The organism is Cellulomonas sp. P4_B5_2, from assembly GCF_056402235.1.
On the sequence record NZ_JBFUHU010000203.1, the window covers coordinates 1 to 10,574 of the forward strand.

A 10,574-nucleotide genomic window follows, 5' to 3' on the forward strand; every position below is an offset into this window, starting at 1 on the left:
CGAAGGCCCCGTGACCAGCGACATCGCTGGCGCGGGGCCTTCGACATGCCCGGGCCTGCGCCCTTTGAGGCTGCCCGTGGTCCCAATCTTGGACTCGGTGCGCGGCGCAGCGGTGCACGGGCRGGCCGATTGGAGGGCTGTTCCTCGGCGTCCAACGCGTTGCAGGCGCAGATGGACCCCACGGGCGGCACTGCCTAGCAAGTTGCGATGGGACTAGGCGAGCTGGTCCGCAACGACTGCGCCGTCCTCACTCTCGCCCGGTCGCTGAACTGCAACCAGACCGCTGGCGTCACCGCGTCCCGACCGCTTCCTCGACCTGAAGAGTCCCGCGACGCTCACGCCCACCGCGCCGGCCGAGCCGGCTATTGCCCCACCGACGCCCTTGACCGCGGTGAGTGCCTGGGGCTCATCCGGGATCCCGTCTCCGTCGAGGTCCACGCTCCGGAACTGTCGCGACGCCGTGCTGGCGGCGCCAGCCATGCTGGTGCCCATTGCGACGGCGCTCGTCGCGACGCCGGTTCCTGCCGTTCTGGCGGTGCCTGAGATCCAGTTCCCGGTCGCCGTCGCCGCGTCTTCCAACGCTGCCAGAGCGCGGTTGGTCTCGGACTCGAGATCGTCCGCGTCGGCCTTGACCTTCACCGGGATCGCCAGATGTGCGGGGAACGCGTCGGGTGCGGCGGCGAACGCGGTTCGTGATGCGTTGATGACGTCGCGACCGAACACGAAGCGGGTGACTCCTCCCGTCAGTGCCCCGACGCCGTATTCGATCGCCGCCTGCTGCTTCCCGCCTAGGGACTCGCGGACGGTGTCGAGCTGGCCCGTCTGAATGGTCCGGACAAGACTCTGCGCCCCTCCCGCGGGCAGCGTGTCTGCGAGCGTGCTCGCCCAGTGCGACCAGTCCCCACGGCCAGCAGCGATCCGCTGCCCGACGCCGACGACGCCCTCTGACGAGGCGCTCGCGACGTCTGCCGCCATGGTCGCGATCTGCTGCTGGCTGACGCGACTGTTCGACAAGCCGTACACGAGGGCATGAGCCTGGTCCTGGTCGAGCTCCATCCCGTGGATATCGGCGATGGCGAGACCGAAGATCGCAGTGAGCTCGAACTGCAGCTGCTCGTCGCCCGCAGGCAACATCGCCGCGACTCGCTGAGCACCGCTCTTGGTCACACCCAGAGCCACGTTCTTCGCGGCCGCCTTCGCAGCGGTCTTCGCCGCCACCTTCGTGGCTTCCTTGCCCGCCTTCTTGGCGGCCTGCTGGCCCGCACTCTTGGCGCCGGCTGCCGCTGCCCCGACACCTGGGATCAACGCGATGCCGATGTCCGCCGCGATTGCGCCGGCGGCGATGACGGCACCCGCGGTGCTGATTGACGTGCCGTAGTGCCGCTCGAGCATCTGGATCACCTCGGCGGGCGTCGCGTCCGGATGCCGGCGACGGACACGGATGACGTACTTGCGAGCGATGGAGTGGCGAGCGCTGACCGCCTTTGCGATCTCACGTGCGGCGTCCTCGTCGTCCAGCTCCGCCTCCACCGTCACGGCTACGACGTCGGCCGTCGCCTGCTCCTCGGCAACCGCCGGTACTGATGTCCGCTCATGTGCTTCCAGAGGTACCGGCGTCGTCATGCTTGGTTCATCGGCAGAAACCAGCCCCCGCTTCACGGCTCGCACGATCCGCTCGAGAAGCTCGGCTCACCTGGAGACGGCGCTCAGAACAACCGGCTGGGGGCCGAGTCGTGCAGGGGACTTGCGGCGATTCGGTCTGCCCCAGAACGGTCACGAGGTCGGTCGTTGCGGCTCCGCACGTACCGCCTCCTGCCCGCAAGCCCTGCGAACGCCGCACGTCCGCACCGTCGGTGTCGGCCACGACAGCCTCGAGAGTCGCGCGCCACACCTCGTCCAGACTGCTCTGACGGCGCATCGCACGGCCGCTCGTGGTCGCCACTCGGACCGTGAACAGTGCATCTTGGCCGAGCGGGAAGGCAGACCGGTGTCTCGTCGTCATACCTAGAGCCGCTAGGGTTACATACCTAGCACATCAAGGTAGAGGAGCCGTCGTCGTGCGCATCGACAAGGACCTGGTCGCCGCCTCGGCGACTCCGCTCGTGCTCGGGATCCTGGCGGAAGGCGACCTCTACGGGTACGCGATCCTCAAACGCGTCGGCGAGCTCTCCGGCGGTCGGATGCAGTGGACGGACGGCATGCTCTACCCGCTGCTGCACCGGCTCGAACGGCTCGGCCACGTCTCGTCGTCCTGGGGTACGTCCGAGGCGGGCCGACGCCGCAAGCACTACGCGATCACCCCGACCGGCCGGGCGGCGCTCGCCGAGCGGCAGGCACAGTGGAACGTGGTCGCGGACGCGCTCCGGCAGGTCTGGGAGTCGGCGCCGCGGCCCGCCACCGTCGTGGAGGTGTGGGCGTGATGGCGCACGACGACCAGCTCGAGGCCCAGATCGACAGGTGGCGCGGCTACGTGCACCGACGTCAGGTCATCTCGTCGGCCGACGTCGACGAGCTCGAGGACCACCTGCGGGGTCAGGTGGCCGACCTGCGTGCGACCGGGCTCGACGACGACGAGGCGTTCCTCGTCGCGATCAAGCGCCTCGGCAACCTGGACGTCGTCTCCCGCGAGTACGCCCGTGAGCACTCGGACCGGCTGTGGAAGCAGCTTGCGCTGGTCCCCGACAGCACCCTCGGCACCACAGGCGCGCCGGCGCCGCGGTGGCGGGAGCTCGCGGTCGTGCTCGCGCTCGCGGTCGGTGCGGGCGTCGCGGTGCGTGCGGGTGTCGCCTGGTTCGACGACGAGCTCGCGCTCGCTCGCAACATCGGCCTGCTCGTGGTCCCGTTCCTCGCCGCGTACCTCGGGTGGAAGCGCCAGGTCGGCGTGCGGACCGTGGCGGCGATCGCCGTGCCGTTCGTCGTGCTCGCCGTCGTGCTCAACGTGTACCCGTTCATCCCCGAGGGGTCGACCGAGGTGCTGGCGATCATCCACGCCCCCGTCGTCCTGTGGCTGCTGGTGGGGCTCGCGTACGTCGCCGAGTCGTGGCGCTCGGACGGCCGGCGGATGGACTTCGTGCGGTTCACGGGCGAGCTCGCGATCTACTACACGCTGCTCGCGCTGGGTGGCGGAGTCCTCCTGGGCCTCACCGCCGGGGTGCTCCAGCTCGTCGGCGTCGACCCCGGCCCGGTGATCACGGAGTGGGTGATGCCGTTCGCCGTCCCGGGCGCGCTCATCGTCGCCGCCTGGCTCGTCGAGGCCAAGCAGGACGTCGTCGAGAACATCGCCCCTGTGCTGACCCGGATCTTCACGCCGCTGACCATCGTCATGCTCGTGGCCGTCCTGGTGGCGCTGATCGCCTCCGGGGGACTCGTCGAGGTGGACCGCGACCTGCTCATCCTGATGGACGCGATCCTCGTGCTGGTCCTGGCGCTGCTCCTCTACTCGATCTCGGCCCGCGACCCGCTCGCGCCGCCCGCGCTCGCCGACTGGCTCCAGCTCGTCCTGGTGGGGGTGGCCCTCGCGGTCGACGCCGTGATGCTGACCGCGATGCTCACGCGGATCGCGGAGTTCGGCACGAGCCCCAACAAGATCGCCGCGCTCGGTCTCAACCTGCTGCTGCTCGTGCACCTCGGGGTCTCGGCGTGGCGGAGCGGCCGGTTCCTGCGTGGTCACGGCACGTTCTCGGCGCTCGAGCGCTGGCAGACGCGGTACCTGCCGGTCTACGCAGCCTGGGCCGCGGTCGTCGTGATCGTGTTCCCGCCGCTGTTCGACTTCGCCTGACTCGCCGTCCGGGACTCCCCGCACAGGCACCGACATGAAGGCCCCGCGACCTTTCGTCGTTCCCGCTTCATCCGGCGGGTTGGCCTGGGTTGGCCGGGTCGTCGTTGACCCACGTCCGGCTGCTCGGAGGCGTCGGCATGTACCGAGCTCGCGCGGGCATCTGTTGACTACGGACCTGAGGACGCTCATAATTGAGTCCACTCGGTATTGCCCACCCATGCACGAAGGAAAGTCACCCATGCGAGCGTTCGTCGTCAGCAAGTACCAGGGACCGCTGCACGAAGCGGATGTCCCCGAGCCCGTGGTGGGGGAGCACGACGTGCTCGTCCAGGTGCAGGCCGCCGGGCTGAACGTGCTCGACGAGAAGATCCGCGCAGGGGAGTTCAAGTCGTTCCTCCGGTACGAGCTGCCGCAGGTCGTGGGGAACGACGTCGCCGGGACCGTGATCGGCGTCGGTGCCCAGGTGCGGGGGTTCGTTCTCGGCGACCAGGTGTATGCCCGGCCCGACAAGGACCGCATCGGTACGTTCGCGGAGCGCATCGCGGTCGCGGAGGCGGACCTGGCGCTCGCGCCGGCGACGGCCACCGTCGAGGAGGCGGGTTCGCTGCCGCTGGTGGCCCTGACCGCATGGCAGGCGCTCGTCGAGAAGGGCAACGTGCAGCCCGGCCAGCGAGTCCTGATCCACGCGGGCGCCGGTGGCGTCGGGACCATCGCGATCCARCTCGCCAAGCACCTCGGCGCCACCGTGGCGACCACGGTGAGCGCCGGCGACGTCGACTTCGTCCGCGAGCTCGGCGCCGACATCGTCATCGACTACCGCAACCAGGACTTCGAACAGCTCCTGGACGGGTACGACCTGGTGCTGGACAGCCTCGGAGGCAAGAACCTCGAGAAGTCTCTGCGTGTGCTGCGCCCCGGCGGCACGGCGATCGGCATCGCCGGACCGCCCGACCCCGCGTTCGCCCGGGCGATCGGGATGAACCCGGTGCTGCGCTCGGCCATCGCAGTGCTCAGCAGCAAGATCCGGCGGCAGGCGAAGAAGCTGCGTGTGACGTACGAGTTCCTCTTCATGCGCGCCAGCGGGGACCAGCTCCGCCAGATCACCGCACTCGTCGAGAGCGGCGCGCTGCGGCCCGTCGTCGGACGCGTCGTCGACTTCGACCAGACCGCGGAAGCAGTTCAGTCGCTCGGCAAGGGCGGCATCCGCGGCAAGACCGTCCTCACCGGGGTCGGACGGGCCCCGTCGCAGCCCGACCACCGGAGAGCATCGTGAAGGACAACCGCACCTCGACCGAACCTGTCATYACCTCGTACGCCCAAGCGCCGACCCGCACCATCACCGCCGACGGCGTCACGTACGCCTACCGGGAGCTGGGACCGAAGGGCGGGATCCCGGTCGTCTTCTTCGTGCACCTCGGTGCGACCCTGGACAACTGGGACCCGCGAATCGTCGACCCGATCTCGGCCGGGCGCCACGTCATCGCGTTCGACAACCGCGGCGTCGGGGCCTCCAGCGGCCACGTCCCCAAGAGCGTCGGGGCGATGGCCGACGACGCCTACACCTTCATCAGGGCCCTCGGCTTCGACACGATCGACGTCTTCGCCTTCTCCCTGGGCGGGTTCGTCRCGCAGGACCTCGTGGTCAAGCACCCCGCGCTGGTCCGCAGGCTCGTCCTGACCGGCACCGGGCCCCGGGGCGGCGCAGGCATCGACAAGGTCGTCGGCGTCACCTTCTGGGACATCCTGCGAGCGACGCTGACCCGGTCGGACCCCAAGGAGTTCCTCTTCTTCCACCGCAACGCCACCGGCAAGCCCGCTGCTCGCGCCTTCGTGCAGCGCCTGAAGGAGCGCACCGTCGACCGCGACGCGGACATCTCCGTGCGCGCGTTCCGGACCCAGCTCAAGGCGATCCAGGAGTTCGGGCGCTCAGCCCCGGCTGACCTGTCGACGCTCACGCAACCCACCCTGATCGCCAACGGTGACAACGACCGGATGGTGCCGTCGGCCCTCTCCGAGGACCTGCACCGCCGCATCACGGGCTCGGAACTGGTCATCTACCCGGACTCCGGGCACGGCGGCATCTTCCAGTTCCACCAGGAGTTCGCTCCCATCGCGGTCGAGTTCCTCGCCCGCTGATCGCTCCGGATGGAGGCACCGACATGACTGCGAAGCCCTACGCGAGGAAGCCGCTCGTCTCATCGATCCCGCTGTGGATGCGCACCGACCAACCACGGCAGACGGGCATGGACTACTGGCGTGGTCCCCATTCCACGATCATCACCGCCACGCCCGGCTTCGAGGAGTACCGCCAGATCCATCTCGCGGAGCACAACCCCGGGCTGTGGCCTGCCACCCGTGGCGTCGAGACCGCCATCCCAGCAGACCGGCGGATCGACGGGGTCGCCGAGGTGACGTTCGGGTCCGTCCTGTCGCCGCTGCGGGGCCGCAAGCAGACCCGCCTTGCGTACAAGGACGAGGTGAACGTCTTCAGGCGCACCCTGCTCTACGCCGGACCTCCGTACTCGGCGCGCTGGTACGACGTCGGCGTGCACGGCGAGAAGGCGGGTGCCCGAGCCCTGGTCTACCTGAGGCGAAGGGACGGAGTCCGCACGCACGCGTTCCGCAGGCACCTCGACGTGCTTGCCGGCACGGTCGCAGGCATGGGCGTGCTGAGGGAGCTGCGCACCCAGGTCTTCATGCACTGGAACGAGAAGCTCTGGGACACCCCGGACGTCGCCCACGACAACCCGGCGGACCAGCGGTTCCACGCCTCCTTCATCCTGGGCTTCGCGGATCCGGCAGCGCGCGCGGCCTTCTTCGAGGCCCCCGAGGTCGCGAGCCTGTCAGACGCCTTGGCACCGTTCGCCTCCGCCGTCCACGCCTACGACGTCACCGACACGCTGACCTACGTGAAGGACGGCGAGCGGCTCTCGCACTACCAGCGATAACAGCATCGGCCGACCTGCGGCCGGTGATCCACCGACAGAAGGAACGCAAGCATGCCCTCCCTCAATGGAGCAGTCGTCCTGGTCACCGGGGCGAACGGCGGCATCGGAACCCACTTCGTGCACCAGGCTCTCGCCCGCGGCGCCGTGAAGGTCTACGCCACCGCCCGCGCACCCCACACGTGGGACGACGATCGGATCGTCCCGCTCACGCTCGACGTGACCGACGCCGAGTCCATCGACGCCGCCGTAGCCGCCGCACCCGACATCACCGCGCTCATCAACAACGCGGGGGCGAACCCCCCGAGCGCGAGCCTGTTGCAGGTCACCGAGGCGGACATCCGGGCCAACATGGAGGTCAACTTCTTCGGGCCCGTCTTCCTCGCCCGAGCCTTCGCGCCGGTCCTCGCCGCCAACCGGCGGTCGATCCTCGTCGACGTGCACTCCGTCGCCAGCTGGTTCGGGTTCGGCGGCATCTACAGCGCTGCCAAGGCTGCCCTCTGGTCGGCCACCAACTCTCTGCGTCTGGAGCTCGCGCCCCGCGGCGTCCATGTGACGGGGGTGCACATGGGCTACGTCGAGACCCGGATGGCAGCGCACGCGGACGGGCCCAAGATGGCGCCGGCCGACCTCGTCACCAAGGTCTACGACGCCGTCGAAGCCGATGAGTACGAGGTCATCGGAGATGAGCTGACTGCCCAGGTCAAGGCGGCTCTGAGTGGTCCGGTCGAGATGCTCTACCCGGAGCTCCGTGACATGAGGGTGCCACTGGTTGCCGTGGAAGAATGAGCGCCGGCAGATCCGAGCCCACTCAGCAACGAAGGTCGGCAACCATGCCCCTCGCTTCCACGTCGCCCGGTCGGCGCGAGCGGAACAAGCAGGAGAAGCTCGACCGCATCACCGCCGCCGCCAGTGCGCTCTTCACCGAGCGCGGCGTCGACGAGGTCACGACCCAGGAGATCGCCGACAAAGCCGATATCGGGGCAGGAACGCTGTTCCTCTATGCCAAGTCCAAGGCGGAGCTGCTCCTGCTCGTGCAGAACTCCACCTACGCTGACGCGCTCGCACGGGGCAGGTCGGCGGCCGAGGCGATCACGGGCACCCTCGACGCCGTGATGGCGATCGTCCGCCCGGTCGTGGAGTGCAATCGCAAGCACGTCGGCAACGGGCGGACCTACCTGCGGGAGATCGTCTTCGGCGACCCCGCCGAACCCCACCACCGCGACGCTCTCGACCTGACCGTGCAGACCGAGGACGCGATCGCCGCCGTCCTGCGGCGGGACGGGATCACCAGCGCGAAGGACGCCGCGGCACGCGCGCACATCGTCTCCGCCATCATGTTCATCAGCATGGCCKCGACGATCAACGCCCCCAACCCCGTCGACCACGTCGTCCAGGAGATCCGAGACCAGGTGCGGGCACTCCTGCCGGAGTGACGCCGCGCTCCTGCGAGGGCGGCTCCACTTCTCGCGTGTGGCGCCCTCGGTGGGATCGACGCGACGGTTTGTCCGCGTTTTCCCACGGATCGGGGGCGGCGAGTCCTACATTGCAGACATGGCAGACATCCTGTTGGGCATCCTGGCGATCGTCGCCGGGGGCGCCATGCTGTTCGCGGGGCAGTTCGTGCTGCGGCTCGTGCTCCCGATCTGGGGCTTCTTCGCCGGGTTCGCCTTCGGCGCAGGCCTCTTTGCCGAGCTCGCGGACGAGAGCTTCCTCGGCACGGCACTCGGCTGGGTCTCGGGGTTCGTCTTCGCCGTGATCTTCGCCCTGCTCGCCTACCTCTACTACGCGGTGGCCGTGATCCTCGCGATGGCGGCGTTCGGCTACGCGATCGGTGCGGGCCTCGTCGTCGCCCTGGGGATCGACTGGAGCTGGGTCGCGGTTCTCGTGGGCGTGGCCATCGGCGCGCTCTTCGGACTGCTGGCGGTCGTCGGGAACATGCCGATGGTCGTCCTCGCGGTGGCCAGCTCCCTCGCGGGCGCCATCAGCGTGGTCGCCGGCCTGATGCTGCTGCTGGGCACCCTGAACTCCGCCGACTTCACGGAGGGGGGCTTCAGCAGCGCGGTCGACGCCGGCTGGGGCTGGTACGTGCTCCTGCTCGTGCTGGCGGTGATCGGCTTCATCGTCCAGACCCGGCAACGGGTCGAGGTGCGCCGCACCGTCAACGAGGCCTGGTTGGCCGAGGCGCGCTGACCTCAGGGGGTCGGTCGGGCGAGTGATCGCCAGACGCGACGCGCGCAGTGGTCGCCGGGCACGCTGCTGGCTGGTCCGCGGAGGGCGTGAGCACCGTCACGACAACTAATCGACACGGTGTCGGTAAGATACCGACACCGTGTCGATAACGTCGCGGTCCCCTCTCGAGAGGTCCACCGTGTTCCTCGCCCTGCGTGAGCTTGCCTTCGCGCGCACCCGCTTCGGCCTGATGGGCGCCGTCGTCGCGCTCATCGCCGTCCTCATGGTGCTGTTGTCCGGGCTGTCGTCCGGCCTGGTGGTCGACGGCGTGTCCGGCCTCATGCGCAGCCCGATCCAGGTGGTTGTGTTCTCGGAAGGAACGAAGACCGACTCGGCGTTCACGCGCTCCGAGGTCACGACCGCCCAGCGTGACAGCTGGGCGGCGCGCGACGACGTGGCCGACGCCGAGCTGCTCGGCACGTCGATCGTGAACGCGCGGAACGACGACGGGACGCCGGTGGACCTCACCCTGTTCGGCGTCGAGCCTGCCGGGTGGGTCGCGCCCGATGCCGCCGAGGGTCGCGCGATCGCCGCCGAGGGAGAGATCGTGCTGAGCGCCTCGGCCCGAGACGAGGGTGTCGCGCTCGGCGACGTGCTCACGCTCGACCGGCTCGGCACCGAGCTCGAGGTTGTGGGCTTCACCGCCGACCAGCGGACCTTCGGCCACGTCGACATCGCCTACCTCGCGCTGCGCACCTGGCAGGAGGTCCATGCGGGCCTGCTGCCGGGCGAGGAGCCGGACGCCGGCGCGTACGACGTGGCGAGCGCCGTAGCGGTGCGCGGGGTCGACGGTGCGCTGCCCGACCTCGGGGCCGCGGACGCGGACGCGGGGACGTCGGCCCGCACGATCGAGGACGCCTTCGACTCTTCGCCGGGGTACACCGCCGAGCTGATGACGATGCAGCTCATCCAAGTCTTCCTCTACGCGATCTCGGCACTCGTCGTCGGGGCGTTCTTCACGCTCTGGACCGTGCAGCGGACCCGCGAGCTGGCCGTGATGCGGGCGATCGGCGCCTCCACGGGATTCCTGCTCCGCGACGGGGTCCTGCAGGCCGCGATCATGCTCGCCGCCTCCGTCGCCGTGGGGGTCGCTGCGGGGCTCGGCCTCGGTGCGCTCGTGCTGGGCACCGGCATGCCGTTCGCCCTCGAGACCGCACCGATCGCCGGCGGCGCCGCGCTGCTGCTCGGCCTCGGGCTCGCTGGCGCGACCGTCGCGACCCTGCGCATCGCCTCCATCGACCCTGTCACCGCCCTCGGAGAGAACCGATGACCGCCACCACCGTCCCCACCCGCGTCCGCACCGGCCTGTCCCTGGCCGGCATCACCCTGACGTTCGGTGACGGCGACCAGCAGGTCGCCGCCCTCGACGAGGTCGAGCTGCACGTCTCGCCGGGCGAGCTGGTCGCGGTCGTCGGCCCGTCGGGCGCAGGCAAGTCCAGCCTGCTCGCAGTTGCCGGCGGCCTCGTCCGGCCGACCTCCGGGTCGGTCGTCGTGGACGACGTCGACGTGACCGCGCTGTCGACGCGCGCCCTGGCCACGTTCCGGCGCGACCGCGTCGGCTTCGTCTTCCAGTCCGGCAACCTCGTGCCCGCACTGACCGCGCTCGACCAGCTCCGGCT

Annotated in this window: 11 protein-coding genes; 10 read left to right on the top strand and 1 reads right to left on the bottom strand. The window is 69.8% G+C overall.

The genetic code is table 11. The features are described from left to right. Positions 1–213: 213 nt before the first annotated feature. Positions 214–1,659, bottom strand: coding sequence for a hypothetical protein (locus tag AC1DUQ_RS14695; protein WP_477059868.1), 1,446 nt, complete (start codon positions 1,657–1,659; stop codon positions 214–216). Between the two features lie 398 nt (positions 1,660–2,057). On the opposite strand from AC1DUQ_RS14695, the gene AC1DUQ_RS14700 reads away from it, so the two are divergent. The 10 genes from AC1DUQ_RS14700 to AC1DUQ_RS14745 all read left to right on the top strand — a co-directional run. After that, positions 2,058–2,420 (top strand): PadR family transcriptional regulator, encoded by a 363-nt coding sequence (locus AC1DUQ_RS14700; RefSeq protein WP_477059869.1) that lies wholly within the window; start codon positions 2,058–2,060, stop codon positions 2,418–2,420. Beyond that, a complete protein-coding gene (locus tag AC1DUQ_RS14705; RefSeq protein WP_477059870.1) occupies positions 2,420–3,778 on the top strand; it encodes a permease prefix domain 1-containing protein in 1,359 nt (452 codons plus the stop codon). The genes AC1DUQ_RS14700 and AC1DUQ_RS14705 overlap by 1 nt, the downstream gene beginning before the upstream one ends. Positions 3,779–4,016: 238 nt before the next feature. Continuing rightward, positions 4,017–5,051, top strand: coding sequence for an NADP-dependent oxidoreductase (locus AC1DUQ_RS14710; RefSeq protein WP_477059871.1), 1,035 nt, complete (start codon positions 4,017–4,019; stop codon positions 5,049–5,051). Continuing rightward, a complete protein-coding gene (locus tag AC1DUQ_RS14715) occupies positions 5,048–5,914 on the top strand; it encodes an alpha/beta fold hydrolase (protein WP_477074035.1) in 867 nt (288 codons plus the stop codon). Before AC1DUQ_RS14710 ends, AC1DUQ_RS14715 begins: the two co-directional genes overlap by 4 nt. A 23-nt stretch (positions 5,915–5,937) precedes the next feature. Continuing rightward, positions 5,938–6,726, top strand: coding sequence for a strictosidine synthase (locus AC1DUQ_RS14720; protein WP_477059873.1), 789 nt, complete (start codon positions 5,938–5,940; stop codon positions 6,724–6,726). Between the two features lie 51 nt (positions 6,727–6,777). Beyond that, entirely contained in the window at positions 6,778–7,512 is a 735-nt protein-coding gene (locus AC1DUQ_RS14725; protein WP_477059874.1) for an SDR family oxidoreductase, read from the top strand. A 44-nt stretch (positions 7,513–7,556) separates the two neighbouring features. Continuing rightward, the gene (locus AC1DUQ_RS14730) at positions 7,557–8,159 is read left to right on the top strand and encodes a TetR/AcrR family transcriptional regulator (protein ID WP_477074036.1); all 603 of its coding nucleotides are present in this window, start codon (positions 7,557–7,559) and stop codon (positions 8,157–8,159) included. A 118-nt stretch (positions 8,160–8,277) separates the two neighbouring features. Beyond that, positions 8,278–8,916 carry a DUF4203 domain-containing protein gene (locus tag AC1DUQ_RS14735; protein ID WP_477059876.1) on the top strand — a complete coding sequence of 213 codons (639 nt, stop codon included), beginning with the start codon at positions 8,278–8,280 and terminating at the stop codon, positions 8,914–8,916. 178 nt (positions 8,917–9,094) lie between these two features. Further along, on the top strand, positions 9,095–10,225 hold the full coding sequence (locus tag AC1DUQ_RS14740) for an FtsX-like permease family protein (protein WP_477059877.1): 1,131 nt from the start codon (positions 9,095–9,097) through the stop codon (positions 10,223–10,225). Continuing rightward, positions 10,222–10,574, top strand: a 353-nt coding sequence (locus tag AC1DUQ_RS14745) for an ATP-binding cassette domain-containing protein (protein WP_477074037.1), incomplete at its 3' end; no start/stop codon positions are given. The genes AC1DUQ_RS14740 and AC1DUQ_RS14745, both read left to right, overlap by 4 nt.

Excerpts from the sequence above, each read along its gene's own strand:
- AC1DUQ_RS14705 (WP_477059870.1), top strand. The coding sequence starts at position 2,420 with ATGGCGCACGACGACCAGCTCGAGGCCCAGATCGACAGGTGGCGCGGC.
- AC1DUQ_RS14720 (WP_477059873.1), top strand. The coding sequence starts at position 5,938 with ATGACTGCGAAGCCCTACGCGAGGAAGCCGCTCGTCTCATCGATCCCG.
- AC1DUQ_RS14725 (WP_477059874.1), top strand. The coding sequence starts at position 6,778 with ATGCCCTCCCTCAATGGAGCAGTCGTCCTGGTCACCGGGGCGAACGGC.
- AC1DUQ_RS14735 (WP_477059876.1), top strand. The coding sequence starts at position 8,278 with ATGGCAGACATCCTGTTGGGCATCCTGGCGATCGTCGCCGGGGGCGCC.